We start from the raw sequence: 14591 nt of genomic DNA on the forward strand, positions 1-14591 counted from the left end.
CCGCGCCTGCCGTTCGCGGGACGCTCCGAGGACGTTCGCTCGGTTACTCTTCCCGCGCTTCCTTCTTCTTGGCGGCCAGCTGCCTGCGGTATTCCAAGGCGGGAAGTCCGCCCCAGCCCCAATTATCGGTGTCCACCTCTTCGATCACCACGAAGGTGGATTCGAAGGGTTTGTTCAGCACGTCGCGCAGCAGCTCGCTGGCGCCTTTGATCAGCGCCGCTTTTTCCTCCGCCGTGACGGATTGACGGTCCGGCGTCGTGCCCTCGCGGGTCACTTGAATCGTAACGATCGGCATCGTGAATCACTCCCGTTCAATTAGGTTAGGTTTGTCGGTCTGCATTTACGTTTCCCTCAAGAGCCTTCGCTTATCGCAGTCGTTCGCTATTATCGGCCTATCGCTTGCCATGCAAGATTCAAGCGGATTGGACCAACCATCGCATCAATTCGTCGGGCGGCTGCAGTCCGGACAAGCTGACCTTGCCGTTGATGACGTAGTACGGAACGCCCCGGATTCCCAGCTGTTCGGCATCGCGCTGTCCCGCTTCCACCTTGTCCATGCCTTCGCCTTGCGTCAACCGCACTTTCAGCTCGGACGCATCGGTACTCAGGACCTCGCCTCCGATCGCCGCCAGCACGTCCGCGTCGCCGATGTCGAGACCTTCTTCGAAATACGCCGCGTAGATCCGCTGAATCAAGGGCGCCTGCAGCTGCTCCGGCGCGATCGCGATCAGCTGGTGGGACAATACGGTATTCGGCGTATACTTCACGCGTTCCATATGATAAGTAAGGCCGTAGTTTTCCCCGTATTGATTATACTGCTTTTTCCTTGCCTCGAACTGTGCCGCGCCGCCCAACTTGCCGATCATGACCCGGCTGTAGTCTTCCCCTTCGGGCCGGATGCCGGGATTGATCTGAAAGGCATGCCAACGAATCGTCGCCTTCGCGTCCGGCGGCAGTTGTTCGACCGCTGCCAGCAAGCTCGTCGTGCCCATCCGGCACCATGGGCAGCTCGTGTCCATGTAGACGTCGACGGTCAAGTCCTTCATTGCGCCGCGCCGACCGGTTGTACCGTCTTGAGGTATTGCACGTAGTCGGCGCTGCTCTTCGCCAAACGTTCCGGCGTCACGTTAGAGGTATCGTTCAGCGCGAAGTGGGGCAAGTATTTGGCGCTGATGAAACGGGCAAGCGCTTGGATCGGGCGCAAAATCTCGTCCAGCGGTCCGTTCGATCCGCCGGCTTGATACGATTCTTCCGTGCCGTAAGTCGAGATCGCGACGCCGATTTCTTTGCCCGTCGTTTTCGTGCCTTCCGGACCGTATGCCCAGCCGTACAACAGCACTTCATCGAACCATTTCTTGAGCAGCGGCGGCGTGCTGTACCAGAACAGCGGATATTGGAAAATAATCCGGTCATGCGCTTCGATCAAGCGCTGCTCCGCGGCAACGTCGATATTTTGGTCGGGATACGCCTTGTGCAGTTCATGGACGGTGATATCGCCTTGCTCGCGCGCGGCTTTCGCCCATGCTTGATTCCAGTTGGATGCTTCGATGTTCGGGTGGGTAACGATGACGAGTGTTTTCATTTTAATTTGCTCCATTCATAGTGGTTTTTTGTTTTTGATCTTGCGTTCGTTCGGTCGATTGGCTATGTGTCGTACTATTATTGGCGCTGGAAAAACGGCGCGTTCTTCATGAAGACACTTTCCTGCTTGTCCACTAACGGTCCGTCCTGCTCCGAGACTCGTCTGACTTCGAGCCACTCGGGATCGGCGCGGAAACGCTCGTAGTTCAGGTTGCGGGCGTCCATATCGGCATGCTCGACGAGATAATAGAGACGGTTGCTCGCTTCGTCGGCGTCTATCCAGAATTGCGTCACTTTCATGTCGTGCTTCGCGAATAGCTTGATCGTGTCGTCCCGGAACCGGTCGAGTATGGCCGGCATGCGGCCGGGAACGATATCGTACATCCTCAGTTCGTACAGCATGAGCGTCAGCCTCCTTTTTAGTCGGGCCTTACCATTGGCCGGCGTTTTGGCCGCCGTCGACATGAACGACCTCGCCGGTCACGAATTGCGCCGACTCCAGGTACAAGACGGCGTCGACGATATCCTCGACCTCGCCCATTCGGCCCATCGGATGCAGCTTATCCAAATAATCATGCGTCTCGGCCGGATGCATCGGCGTCCTGATGACCCCTGGCGCGATCGCATTGACGCGAACCCCGGACTTCGCATATTCGATCGCCAGCGATTTCGTCGCCGTGCTTAATCCGCCTTTGGTCAGCGCGGCCATGACGGCCGGCAGGGAGGCAATCGGCTGCTCCGCGGTCCCGCTTGCCGTGATCGTCACGATATGGCCTTTGCCGGCCTTTAGCATTTCGGCCGCCGCATATTGCGTGACGTAGAAGAATCCCGCCATGTTGGTCGATACCACCGATGCAAAATCGGCCGTCGTGTATTCCGTGAACGGCTTCGAGACGAAAATCCCGGCGTTATTGACCAACGTGTCGATGCGTCCGAAACGGGACAGCGCCTCTTCGATCAAACGCTCGCCGGTTTGCGGATTCGAGATATCGCCGGCAACGGCGGCAACATGCTCGCCCGTCGGGTCGATTTCTCTTGCGGCCTCCGCCAACGCTTGCTCGCGCCGTCCGTTAATGACGACGTTCGCGCCTTGTTTCACGAACGCGATCGCGATCGCTTTTCCCATGCCGCTGCTGGCGCCCGTAACGACCGCTACTTTACCTTGCATCTTCATTTTTCTCGATCTCCTTTTTATTTCTACCTATTAAAAGGTAGATTTTTGTTTTTAAAAAATATCCGCTTCTTAAGCCAAAGCGGATAGCAATCCATCGGCAATCTTATTGAACCTGCTTATATCGCGAAAACTTCTTGCAAGCAGCTGCGCCCCTTGAAGCGAAGCCATGAACTGGTGGGCCTGAACTTCCGCCTCGCCTTGGAATCGCAGCTGCCCTTCGGCCCTTCCTTCTTCCAGCACGCGTTCCAGCCATGCCAGATTGGCCGAGAAGAACTGCGTAACCCCGTCGCGCACCTTGCCCGATAACGAGGCGAGATCGGTAGAGAGCATCACGCTCAAGCACGTGCAGTACACTTGAACGGGACCTTCGTAAAGCAAAATGAACTTGCGCAGTTTGTCCAGATTGTTCTGCGTCTCGGCATCGATGCGAGCGGCCGAAGCGAGGAAATTGCTGTAGTACCGCATGATCAGCGCTTCTCCCAAATCCTCCTTATTCGGGAAATAGTAATGAATACTGGCGGTACGTATTCCTACCTTCTCCGCGATATGCGCATAGCTGAAACCGTTGAACCCGAATTCCTGGACAATCGCTTGGGCAGTGTCCAATATCAGCTCTGCTGTGTTGTTGTTTTTGTTCATGTACGTATTCTACCTTTTAGTAGATAGTCTGTCAACTTCCATTATTATGCGTATAATCGTCCGGCGTTCCGTCAATACTTGAGACACTTCTGCGTTATAAAGGAGCGCTGCGCGTAGATGGAGACATCCGAGAAAATCACCGGATCCCAGTTAGGTTTTTTGCTGTTTACGTTCGTCGTGTCCACGAACATGCTGACCGTGCCCGGAATCATGGCGATGTTCGGCAAGCAGGATGCTTGGATGGCGATCGTGCCTTCCGCGCTTACCGGACTGATCAGCATATGGGTGATGACCGCGCTCGCCAATCGTTATCCGGGCATGACGATCATTCAATACAGCTCGAAAATCGTCGGAAATTGGCTTGGGCCGCTGATTGCGCTTAATTATCTGTATTACTGGTTCGTATCGATCGCAACGATTACCATGCAGCATACCGGGTTTATCAGCACGCTTCTGCTGCCGCGAACTCCCTCCATCGTAGCCAGCCTGTCGTTCCTGATCTTATGCGGGCTGGCCGTAATCGCGGGAATCGAAGTCATCGCGAGGTGCAATGAGTTCATTAGTATACTCATTCTCGTTTTTTTGATTCCGCTCTTGATTTTGACGGCCGGAGAAGCAAACCCCGCCGCGATCAAGCCCGTTTTGGGAAACGGCCTGCTGCCCGTATTGCAAAGCACGGTCAGCCCGGCGGGCGGATTCATGAATCAGCTCTTCATCCTCGGATGGCTGCTTCCTTATTTGAACCAACCGAAGAAAGCCCGCAAGGTATCGGTAATCGCGCTTGCAGGCATTGCCGTTTTGATTTCCTTCATCGTTATGCTCACGATCATGGTCCTCGGTCCGTTGACGGGCAAGCTGACCTATGCGTTCTTAAGCGTCATCCAATATATCGGCATCGCCGGCTCCTTCGAACGTCTCGAGGCGCTCGCGGTTTCCATGTGGGTGATGGGGTGTTTCGTGAAGGTGGCGGTTTCGTTGTTTATTCTGTGCTTAAGCGTAAGCCAGCTATTCAAATTGCGCAACTATCGCCAATTCGTGTTCCCGATTACCTTGTTCTCCCTCATCGGATCGGTTTGGATTTTCAAAAACGGCTCGGAGCTGCTGAATTACTTGGCCTTTACGTTTCCGCTCTTGGCCTTCTTCAATCAAAGCTTCCTGCCGCTGTCGCTTCTGGCGATCGACACGATCAAGAGGAGGGTCGAGCACCTACGGCTTCAATAAGAATTTGCCCAGGGGTTCCAGCAGCAGCCTGGCAGGAGCGGTAAAGCTCGGCAGGTTGACCCGCGCGATGACGAGGGAACCGATCAAGCAGCATCCGACCATCAGCGCGCCGTATAAGGCCGCTTCTTTTTTTTGGCGCTCGAACAGCATGGCGCGCGTCCGAATGACGGTCCATGCCGCCAGCACCAGGACATAGCCTCCGATTTGCACGATCATTTCCTAATCTCCTTTTCGTTCAAATACAAAGGGGAACCTCCCATTCCGGCTCCGTTCAAGCTTAACTCCGCATCGACCGTAACGTCGACCCGGGGAAACACCGTATCCCATTGCCGCTTGAGCGATTTCCACTGTTTCGGCCGGTTGCGGTAAATTTCTTGACCGAGACCCAGGCTATCCGTTTTGCATTTCTTTTGGATTTTGAACAGCGCGTCCCGGACTTGCTTCTCGACCGAGGCCTCCAACGCCCGCTGCGCGAGCTCGAGATTTTTCGGCCGGCTGACGTCGAGCGGCGTGTTGTTCTCGATCAGGCTGCCTTGCCCCCGCAGTTTAATCTTCACCTTGACGTCGGTCCCATCAACAGCCAAGTCGATTTTGCGCTCCGCATGATAGACCATCATCCCGACCAGTCCGCCGCCCTCCGGCAAATAAGCGTCGACCCTGCCGCTCTTCATGCGGTCGGTCATCCACATGAACCCGTTGGTTTCCGGATTGTCCAAAACCCCGACGACCTTCAGCTCCTTCAGGATGGCCAATCCGGAGAGCTGAAACAGGTTTTTTTTGCTGTGCTTCGCCTTCGTTCCCTGCAGATCGTCCACGGCCTCGATCACGCCCATGACCGGACTGATGCCGTCGCTCGAGGATGCGATGAAGAAATCGCGCAAGGTCACCGCCAATTCGCTTTTCAGCATTTCCATTTCCTTGATTGCCTCGACGGGCACTTGTTCGAAGGGGTACTTCGTTTCGAGAACTTCCCTTCCCTGTCCTCCCTTGACCATCATGATATAGGTTCTCAGTCGCTGGCGGGGATCGTGATTGAACACGTCGAGCAGATCGCCGATCCCGTGCTTGCCAAGAGATTCGCCGATGAAGATGACGCTGCGGTGCGAGGTGAACAACCGCCGGGAGCTTTTGTTCTGAATCTTGAGAAACGCTTCATTGGCATCCTTGCCCGTGGCGGACAAGACAAAAAACTTCCCTTGCTGGTTGCCCCCTCCGTTGCCGGGCCCGCCGAGGCCGGAGGTAGGAACGGCGATCTGGAGCGAAAGCAAATATTCGCCGTCGTCCGTCAAGTCGAACGCCGAACCCGAGATGAACGCCAGGTCGTTGATCTCCGTTCTGTCCCAACAGCCGCTTGTCAGCAATAGGGCGGACAGCAAGACGATGTGCAGGAATGCTTTCATGCAGAGGTTCCTTCCTCGTTGTTCTCGGACGGCGGACGTCATGTCGTCGGACCCGGTTCCTGCCCTGCCGGTTCGCGAACCGGATCACGGGATGCCGTTGTCTGCGGCCGGCGGGTCTGCGCCCATACGGGTGCCCGTATGACGATATCCTTCAAATTCATCCCTTTAAACGGGCTCAGCGAATTAAAGTAGGGCACGCCGAACGAACGCAACGAACCCAGATGCAGCAGAATGCCGAGAAATCCGAGCACAATGCCGTACAGGCCGAGCATGCCGGCCAGGAACAGCATCGGGAAGCGGAGCAGCCGGATGCCGTTCGCGAAGCTGTAACGCGGAATCGTGAACGCCGCGATCCCGGTGATGGATACGATGATGACGACCGGGGCGGATATGATGCCCGCCTGCACGGCCGCCTGTCCGATGACCAAGGCTCCGACGATGCTGATCGCTTGGCCGATTTGCTTCGGCAGCCGTATGCCCGCTTCCCGCAAGGCCTCGAAAATGATCTCCATCAATAAGGCTTCGACCATCGCCGGGAAGGGAACGGCCTCGCGGGAGGAGGCGATGCTCAGCACGAGATTCGTCGGGATCATCTCCTGATGGTAGGTCGTGACCGCCACGTAGAGCGGAGGCGCGAATATGGCGATGAAGACGAAGAGAAAGCGGATCCAGCGGACGAACGTCGCGATGGGCCAACGGATATAATAATCCTCGCTCGCTTGAAGACCCGTCCAGAACGTCATCGGAACGACCAGCACGAAGGGCGTGTTATCGACCAGAATGGCGATTTTCCCTTCCAGGAGCTCCGCCGCGACCACGTCGGGCCGTTCCGTGCTGTGCACCTGCGGGAAAGGCGAGTACGGCAAGTCCTCGATGAACTCCTCGACGTAGCCGGAGTCGAGAATGCCGTCGATTTGAATTCGCGTGACCCTTTTCCGCACTTCCTCGACCAACGAATCGGATGCGATGCCCGAGATATAGGCCATGACGACCTCGGTTTGCGACAGCTCCCCGATCGTGACGGATTCCGTTTTGAGCCGCAAGGTTTTGAGCCTGCCGCGCAGCAGGCCGATGTTGGTCGACAGGTTCTCGTTGAACCCGTCCCGCGGGCCGCGAATGACGGGCTCGGACGAGGGCTCTTCCAGGCTTCGCTGCTTCGTGCTTGCGGCTTTGACCGTTAACGCGTGGTTGTCCGCGCTCGTAAGGATGGCGGCATGGCCGGACAAGACATCGCGCACGATATCGGAAACTTCCGATCTCACTTTCGTCATGCCAAGGGAGATCATCCGGTCATCCAGCGCTTCCGCGCTCTCCGGGCTCCCGTCATCGGCGGCGATTGATTGGCGATCGCCCGCTTCCCCTGCTTCGGGCCGAGGATGCCCGGCCAGCAGCGGCTTCAAGATATGGTCGTCGATCGTCTTCTCGTCGACCAGCGTCATGAAATAGAAGACCAGCCAGCGGGCTTCTCCTGCCGCTTTCACCTCGCGAAATACGATATCGGCGTTGTTTTCGAACAGCTTTCTGAACATCGCTTCGTTTTGTTCCAAATCCGGCGCTAACTTGGCGTGGGCTATAACCTCGGCATGGTCGTCCGCCGAAATATCCGGATGCGCCGGTTTATTGCGCATCCATTTTCTGAACCGATTCACCGACTAAGCCCCCCGAAAACACTGATGACTATATTTTCCCATGTATCGCAAGAACTATTCTCGCGTGCCGCGGGATGGATGGCGATGGATGGATAACGAGGGGCCGAAAGCGATGCGCGAATGACGGTGAACGGCTGCCTCGTCGGTTGCGGCCTTTACAACAGGAAAAAGGAGCCCCTTAGCCTGTGGCTTTCGGGACACCTTCGTCGCGCAACGATATTATGCGGCCTTCAACGCTTTCAGAATCGCGGAGACGACGCCTGCGTGATTCATGATATGCAGCACCGTGGAGACGATCAGCTCGCCGATCGTTTCCGCCTTGAGGAAGTTCGGCTTCACGGGTTGGTCCAGCTTGTCCTGCAAGGATTCGCGGATCAGATAACGCTGTTCTTTCAGCTGCTCGATCAAGAATTCCCACGCGGGCGGTTCTTCCAGCCAATCCGCAGGCTTCGTGCCATAAGCGAATAGCGCCTGGTAGCTTTCCGGAAGCACCTTCGGCTGCCCCGAGAGGTCGAAGACATGGAACTCGGTAACCGTCAGCACATGCCCGACATGCCAATGAATATGGTTATTGAAGCCTTGGGGGATTACGCGGCGCCGGTCCTCCGGGCATTGCTCGAACAATTCGATCAGTACGTTCAGACGGCTGTCCAAGATTTCAAAAATAAACTCGTTTCTCATTGCTGTCCATCCCCCTCGAAAGTTTTGGCGTATTCGCCGTATCCTTGCTGCGCAAGCTGATCCTTCGGTATGAACCGCAGGGACGCGGAATTCGTGCAGAAGCGCAATCCCGTCGGCTCGGGCCCGTCATTGAACACGTCGCCGATGAAGGAATCCGCATACCGGCTTCGCACCTGGGTCGTGGACGAGAAGACCCCGCCGGCTTCGCGGTACACGATGTTGCCCGGCTCGAGCGGCCTCATGAAGCTGGTCCAGCCCGTGCCCGCGTCGAATTTATCCTTCGAGCTGAAGAGCGGCTCGCCCGACACGATATCCACGTAGATGCCTTCTTCCGTGCTGTCCCAATACTCGTTCTGATACGGCGGCTCATCCTGGTCGCGCTGCGTGACGTCGTACTGCAGCTTCGTCAATGAATTCAAGCTCGCTGCTTTGTCGATCTGCGCATAACGGCTTTCAAGTTCCTTCATGATGCGGTCATCTCCCCATACGCGATCCAGGAACGCGTCCCGTCCGGAGCCGGCCATGTTGCTTCGGAACCCGGCGGGATTCGTTTTGTAGAAATCCTGATGCTCGTCCTCGGCTTTATAGAACGCCGCGGCGGGCAATATTTTCGTGACGAGCGGCTTGGCGAACTTGCCTTGCGCGGCCAACGCCGCTTTCGACGCTTCCGCCGATGCTCGCTGCATCTCGCCGTCGTAGAAGATTACCGAACGATATTCCGTGCCTCGATCGCCGAATTGTCCGTTCGCGTCCGTCGGATCCGTATTCCGCCAGAACACCTGGAGCAGCTCGTCGTACGTGATCCGATCGGGGTCGTACTTTACCTGCACGGCTTCGAGATGTCCCGTCGTGCCGGTCGACACTTTCGCGTAAGAAGGATCGGTCGTATGTCCGCCCGTATACCCGGTGACGACGCTCACTACGCCGTCAAGCCGCTCGAACGGCTCCTCCTCGCTCCAGAAGCAGCCGCCGGCAAATACGGCGGTCTCGTACTTCGCGCCGTCCGTGAATTGCTCCAGCTGACTGCGCAATCCGGAGGCCTCCGCCGTACCGCGCTCATGCGCCGGGGCATACGCGAAATACAACACGACGGCCGCCAAACCGACGGGCAACGCCAATCGTTTCCAATTCAGTTTCATTCCCCTTCACCTCCGCGGGATCATCAAGGCTGCGCATGCGCGCTTAATAGTTCAAGAAGCAATTGATTTCGAAAAAAGATCCGACCACCAGCACGGCGAGCAGAGACACCGTCATGATCCGCAGCTTGAAGCTTGTTTTTTTCTCCGCCATCACGTTCACTCTCCTTTTGCGAATTGGCTTTTCGGAAGGCTTGCGAGGCGCTTCCTCCTCGTTTCCTCGCCCTTTGATCTTAACAAGGATCGCGCAGCGGCAAATCTATGGAAAGTCATGAATTCACGCAAAAAAAAAGCATCTCTTTCGGCCACCGGTCATGATCAATCTCATGCCCTATGCCGAAAGTAATGCCTTCCGCGTTAAATGGAATAGCGTACCGAAAACAAAGCCGCCTGCGTCCTGTCGCGCAGCCCGAGCTTCGCGATCAGGTTGGATACGTGATTTTTCACCGTGCCTTCGGTTATCGTCAGCGTCTCCGCGATTTCCTTGTTATTGAAGCCTTGCCCGAGCAAAGCGAGTATCTCCTTCTCCCGGTCGGTCAGCGCCGTCAATCCTTCCGGCGCGTCGTTGCTTAACGGATGCGCCTTGTCCGGATTCCACGCCGACATCTTCTTCATTTCCTTCAGCAGCACGTCCGTGATCTCCGGCTGAAGCACCGTGCCGCCGTTGTGCACCGTCTGAACCGCGCTCACGATCGCCTCCGCCGGCAGATCCTTCAAGAGATAGCCATGGACGCCCGTCTCCAGCACGCGCAGGATCAATTCCGCATCGTCGAACGTAGTCAGGATCAGCACCTTCGTATCCGGAAAATGCTTGAGAATCAGCTCGGCGCCTTCCACGCCGTCCATGCCCGGCATGCGAATATCCATCAGCACCACGTCCGGCCGCTTCTCGACGACTTGCGAATAGGCATCCCGCCCGTCCGTTGCCGTGCCGATGACCTCCATGCCCGTTTCCAAGCCGATGATGGTCGCCAGCCCCTCGCGCATGAGCCGTTGATCGTCAACAATCAGAATCCTCAATTGCTTATTCGCTCCGTTTCCGCCGCGGAATAAGGGAAATGGACTTCGACGGCGAAGCCCGTTCGCCGGTCCGCCCCGATATGCGCTTCCCCGTTCCACTCTCTTACTCTTTCTTGCAAGTTCATAATGCCGAAGCCCGGCTCGAACGACGCGGGCACGTCGCCGTCATTGCGGATGCTGAGCGAAAACCCGCGTTCGGAATAAGCCAGCAGGATCGCGGCTTTTCTCGCGTGCCCGTGCTTCTGGGCATTCGTGAGCGACTCCTGCGCGATGCGGTACGCGGTCATCTGCAGCTCGCCCGGCAGCGCGACGGGAATGCCGGCCACCTCCAGGGTCGTCTGCACCTCGGCCAGCTTGGTGAAATCCTGCGCCAGCTGTTCCAATCTGTCTCCCAAGGCGGTCGATCGGACCGGCTCGTCCCGAATCGCCCTGACCGACAGCCGGATCTCCTGCAGGGAAGCGCGAATCAAGTCCTCGCATTCGAGATAGGTCCGTTCGCTGCGCTCCGGATCCAGCTTGCTCAGCTTGCGCGCCGCCTGCATTTGAACCAGCAGCGCCGTCAGCTTATGGCCGACCGTATCATGGATGTCCCGCGCGATCCGCACCCGCTCCCTGGCCGCTCCCCATTCTTCCGTCTGGAGCGCGTACTCCTGCAGCCGCGCATGGGATTGCATCAATTGCGCGTACAGCCGCAGCGCGTTCTTGCGCGCGTCCCGGTAGAAATTCACGAGCACGCTCACGATGCCGGCGAAAACGATGAACGAGCCGGTCGTAAAATACCCGACTTCGTCGAACTGCCGGTATAAATGCCAATCGATGCTGCCCATCGTGACCACGTACAGGATCAACAGCAGCAAGCAGGTCAGGACCAGCGCGCGCGTATTCTTCATGAACATCAAAATCGCCAAAGCCGTAATCCCGATAAAGAGGTGATTGGGGAAGTTCCCCCCGATATAGACGTAACCGTACGATGCCGATACCAGAAAATCGATGATGAGCAGGTGGAACAGCCAATTTCGCTGCTTGTTCAGCTTGAAATAGAAGAGATTGACGAACAGGAAGGCCGCCAGCGAAAAGAGCACGAAGCTCAAGCGCCAAAAAATCGCAATCGAATGCTCGAAATAAAAAATGCCCGAAAGCGCCAAATCAAACGCGAACTTCAGCGCGAAAATCAGCTTCCAGGTCAAGGGATGCCATCTTATTCCGTCGGTTTCCGGGCTGTCGACGGGGCGTTTCATCGCTTCTCGGCTTCTATCTATCGGCGTCATGATAAGAGGATCACCCTGCTTTCCGTCTGGATGCCTTCTTAACTTACCACGACGGTTTTCCTAAAATCAATCGGCCGCTCTTACATGCGGCACTGCCGGCGGTACTCCGACGGCGTCAATCCGATGTGCTTGCGAAAGTTTTTGGACAGCACGTGGATGCTGGAATAGCCGTATTTCTCCGCGATCTGCGTGATCGACGCGTCCGACTGCCGCAGGTCGCACTTGATCCGGTGCAGCTTGCGCCGGGTCATGTAGTGCTTGGGCGACAAGCCCGTTTCTTCGCGGAACAGCGCGTAAAACCTGCTGCGCTTCAGTCCGATCTGCGCCGCGTACAGCACCAGCTCGGGCTCCTCGAATTCCGCCCGGCTCGCGATCAGCTTCAGCAATTCCCGGATGCGCGGATCGCCCGTGCCCCTTGAATCCTTGCACGCCTTCGAGAGGAACAAGGAAAGAAACACTTGGAATTCGCCGCGCAGGCGGATGGCTTCCCCTATCTCGGCACCGCCGCCGATCCGTCCCGGAATCGTAATGAACCGGTCGTGATAGGATAGCCACAACGGCAAATTCGCGACCGTGGATACGGGCTCGATGCCGATGGCCGGCTCCTCGTCCATGTACTTGGAGAGCGGGGCCGAATGGGCGGAAACGCCATGAAAAAATTGTCCTTCGTGGGCGAACGGGCGCCGAAGCGGGTTCCAATCGAAATACGCGGTCCGATGAACCATGGGATCATGGTCGGCCGCCTGCCAGCGATGCGTTTTGCCGGCCGGGATGTAGACGAGCGTCCCCGGCTTGATCGGATAGATCCGGCCGTCCATGCGCAGGGAACCCGCTCCAGCCTCCACGATGATGATGGCGTTCATGTACGCGACCCGCTCCGACGAAGATTCGTTCGGATGGAACGCGTACCGCTGGGCGAACAACAGAAAAGGGTGAAGGGCAGTCGGGTCGATCAATGCCTGCTCATTGCCGTTGTAGGCAGCGCTCATCCAGGGTTCCTCCTCGATCGTTCAAGTCCGGGGCGTTCGCTTCGGATGCCCACTCCTTATAAAACCGCCCGAGCGAGCGGGACAAGCTTGCGTCCCGGCCGCTCGGGCGGCGTTAGCCGGCCGGTTACGGTTGTTTTTGCTTATCGTACGCTTTCTGGTAGATGTCCAAATACTTACTCAGATTCAAACCGTCGAAGCCCTTCACGTAGCTGTCCCATTCCGCTTCCGTCAGCTTCTTGGAGCCCGTCACGAACTGCGCCATGTTGGAGCGGACGTATTCGTTGATCTGCGTGCGCAGCATGATCGCTTCGTTGGCGTCGTTCTCGTCCATGAAGATCGTGAGCGGGAACGTTTCCTCCGGCTGGCGATTCTCGTAGTTTTTGGCCGTTTCCGTGAACAGCCGGAATTCATAGCCCTGCTGCGACATCATGTCGGCCGGCGCGGTCCAAGATTCGCGGATCGCGCGCGTCCGTCTCGTGATGCCCATCTGATCCCAATTGTCGTTGAACGTCGTGCTTAGGTTCCAATATTCCGGCTTCAGGGTGTACTTCGCCGGATTGCCGTGCACGTCCTTCTCGTCCGGCTGCGCCTTCGTCCAGTATTTGCCTTCCAGGCCGTACTCGTTCATGATCGCGAATTCCTCGGAATACATGTAATCCGCCATCTTGATCGCCGCGATCGCCTGTTCTTCGGTCGCCTTGTTCGTGATCGCGAACTGGCCGTTGCCGTAGGCTTTGTAGTAACCGGAGTACGCGACGCCCCCGGGGCCTTTGAGCGGCGCGACCGTCACGTATTCCTTGTGGCGGTTCTGGCCCTCGGCCAAGCTGAAGTACATGCCGATGTGGCCGGCGGTCACGCTGCCGCTGACGTTGTCGCCCTCCTTGTTGCCGACCTGCGCCATTTGGTCCGCGTTTTGCGTGAACGCTTCCTTGTCGATCAATCCATCGGCAAACAGCTTGTTGATGTACGTCAGGCCGTCGCGCCATTCCGGCTGGTTCGCGGCCAGCTGGACCTTGCCGTCCTTCATTAAGAAGAAATCTTCGTCGTTGTCGTAGATGAACGAATTCATCAGGAAGTTCGACGGGATGCCGTGCCAGGTGTTGAACGCGCCGGACAGCGGAATTTCGTCCGCCTTGCCGTTGCCGTTCGGGTCCTGCGTCTTGAACGCCTTCAGCACCTCGTAATATTCGTCCGTCGTCGTCGGCATTTTCAAGCCCAGCTTATCCAGCCACGTCTTGTCGATCCACAGCTTCTGCGCGTACCAGCAGTGGAAGCAGTCGTTGATATGCGGCAGCGCGTAGATGTTGCCGTCCGGCGCCGTGATGGCCGCCTGCAGGTCCTTATCCTCGGCGAAGGCGCGCTTGATCTCGTTGCCGTACTTGTCGATCAGGTCGTTGAGCGGCTGCAGGATGCCCTGCTTGCCGTACGAGATCTGCTCGGCCTGCGTAAAGTCGCCCGAGAGGAAGACGGACGGATAATCGCCGCTCGCCATGATCAGCTTCTTCTTGTCCACGGCATTCGCGCTCGGCGTCGCGTCGAATTTGAATTTGATGTTCAGCTTGCTCTCGAGCGCCTTCGTGACGTCGTTGGTGTTAATGTCCTCGATGCGCGGGGATACGCTGATGTAGGTGTCCAGCGTGACCGTCTTGCCACTGTCCTCCCCGTTGCCATTCCCGGCATTCCCGTTGCCGTCCGCCGCTCCGCCGCTTCCCCCGTCGTTGCTGCTGCATGCGGTCAGGATCAGGACCATCGCCAGGATCAAGCCGAGCCATTTCACGCTTCTCTTCTTCGTTTTCAAGACAGACGCCTCCTTGGTCATATCATGGGAACCTT

16 protein-coding genes are annotated in these 14591 nt (G+C 57.2%); 1 reads left to right on the forward strand and 15 read right to left on the reverse strand.

Translation table 11 applies throughout. From position 1 onward, the window contains the following. Positions 1 to 43: 43 nt before the first annotated feature. From GT019_RS07550 to GT019_RS07575, 6 genes are all read right to left on the reverse strand, one after another. Entirely contained in the window at positions 44 to 295 is a 252-nt protein-coding gene (locus GT019_RS07550) for a tautomerase family protein (RefSeq protein WP_161742468.1), read from the reverse strand. 118 nt (positions 296 to 413) lie between these two features. Then, the gene (locus tag GT019_RS07555) at positions 414 to 1046 is read right to left on the reverse strand and encodes a DsbA family oxidoreductase (protein WP_161742469.1); all 633 of its coding nucleotides are present in this window, start codon (positions 1044 to 1046) and stop codon (positions 414 to 416) included. Then, positions 1043 to 1582, reverse strand: coding sequence for an NAD(P)H-dependent oxidoreductase (locus GT019_RS07560; RefSeq protein ID WP_161742471.1), 540 nt, complete (start codon positions 1580 to 1582; stop codon positions 1043 to 1045). Before GT019_RS07560 ends, GT019_RS07555 begins: the two co-directional genes overlap by 4 nt. Before the next feature lie 77 nt (positions 1583 to 1659). Beyond that, a complete protein-coding gene (locus tag GT019_RS07565; RefSeq protein WP_161742473.1) occupies positions 1660 to 1983 on the reverse strand; it encodes an NIPSNAP family protein in 324 nt (107 codons plus the stop codon). A gap of 28 nt (positions 1984 to 2011) precedes the next feature. Then, positions 2012 to 2755, reverse strand: a complete 744-nt coding sequence (locus tag GT019_RS07570) for an SDR family NAD(P)-dependent oxidoreductase (RefSeq protein ID WP_161742475.1) — start codon at positions 2753 to 2755, stop codon at positions 2012 to 2014. A gap of 69 nt (positions 2756 to 2824) precedes the next feature. Continuing rightward, positions 2825 to 3394, reverse strand: coding sequence for a TetR/AcrR family transcriptional regulator (locus tag GT019_RS07575; protein WP_161742477.1), 570 nt, complete (start codon positions 3392 to 3394; stop codon positions 2825 to 2827). Positions 3395 to 3511: 117 nt separating this feature from the next. Between GT019_RS07575 and GT019_RS07580 the strand changes: the two genes are divergently transcribed. Continuing rightward, positions 3512 to 4615 carry a GerAB/ArcD/ProY family transporter gene (locus GT019_RS07580; protein WP_161742479.1) on the forward strand — a complete coding sequence of 368 codons (1104 nt, stop codon included), beginning with the start codon at positions 3512 to 3514 and terminating at the stop codon, positions 4613 to 4615. Here the strand turns inward: GT019_RS07580 and GT019_RS07585 are convergent. The 9 genes from GT019_RS07585 to GT019_RS07625 form a co-directional block, all read right to left on the reverse strand. After that, on the reverse strand, positions 4601 to 4831 hold the full coding sequence (locus GT019_RS07585) for a hypothetical protein (RefSeq protein ID WP_161742481.1): 231 nt from the start codon (positions 4829 to 4831) through the stop codon (positions 4601 to 4603). The two genes, GT019_RS07580 and GT019_RS07585, sit on opposite strands and share 15 nt — an antisense overlap. Beyond that, a complete protein-coding gene (locus GT019_RS07590; RefSeq protein WP_161742482.1) occupies positions 4828 to 6015 on the reverse strand; it encodes a Ger(x)C family spore germination protein in 1188 nt (395 codons plus the stop codon). The genes GT019_RS07585 and GT019_RS07590 overlap by 4 nt, the downstream gene beginning before the upstream one ends. Positions 6016 to 6053: 38 nt before the next feature. Beyond that, positions 6054 to 7664: a spore germination protein gene (locus tag GT019_RS07595; RefSeq protein ID WP_161742484.1), complete on the reverse strand. Its 1611-nt coding sequence runs from the start codon at positions 7662 to 7664 to the stop codon at positions 6054 to 6056. Between the two features lie 219 nt (positions 7665 to 7883). Beyond that, complete coding sequence (locus GT019_RS07600; RefSeq protein WP_161742486.1) at positions 7884 to 8345, reverse strand: DinB family protein; 462 nt, start codon at positions 8343 to 8345, stop codon at positions 7884 to 7886. Beyond that, positions 8342 to 9484 carry a peptide-methionine (S)-S-oxide reductase MsrA gene (msrA, locus tag GT019_RS07605; protein WP_161742488.1) on the reverse strand — a complete coding sequence of 381 codons (1143 nt, stop codon included), beginning with the start codon at positions 9482 to 9484 and terminating at the stop codon, positions 8342 to 8344. The genes GT019_RS07600 and msrA overlap by 4 nt, the downstream gene beginning before the upstream one ends. A 354-nt stretch (positions 9485 to 9838) precedes the next feature. Further along, on the reverse strand, positions 9839 to 10501 hold the full coding sequence (locus GT019_RS07610) for a response regulator transcription factor (protein WP_161742490.1): 663 nt from the start codon (positions 10499 to 10501) through the stop codon (positions 9839 to 9841). Next, positions 10498 to 11769, reverse strand: a complete 1272-nt coding sequence (locus GT019_RS07615; protein WP_235947159.1) for a sensor histidine kinase — start codon at positions 11767 to 11769, stop codon at positions 10498 to 10500. The genes GT019_RS07610 and GT019_RS07615 overlap by 4 nt, the downstream gene beginning before the upstream one ends. 80 nt (positions 11770 to 11849) lie before the next feature. Continuing rightward, the gene (locus GT019_RS07620; protein WP_161742491.1) at positions 11850 to 12758 is read right to left on the reverse strand and encodes an AraC family transcriptional regulator; all 909 of its coding nucleotides are present in this window, start codon (positions 12756 to 12758) and stop codon (positions 11850 to 11852) included. 124 nt (positions 12759 to 12882) lie between these two features. Continuing rightward, positions 12883 to 14556 (reverse strand): type 2 periplasmic-binding domain-containing protein, encoded by a 1674-nt coding sequence (locus GT019_RS07625; protein WP_235947173.1) that lies wholly within the window; start codon positions 14554 to 14556, stop codon positions 12883 to 12885. Positions 14557 to 14591 lie beyond the last annotated feature (35 nt).

It is taken from the genome of Paenibacillus glycinis (genome assembly GCF_009909185.1).
Lineage (GTDB): Bacteria > Bacillota > Bacilli > Paenibacillales > Paenibacillaceae > Paenibacillus_Z > Paenibacillus_Z glycinis.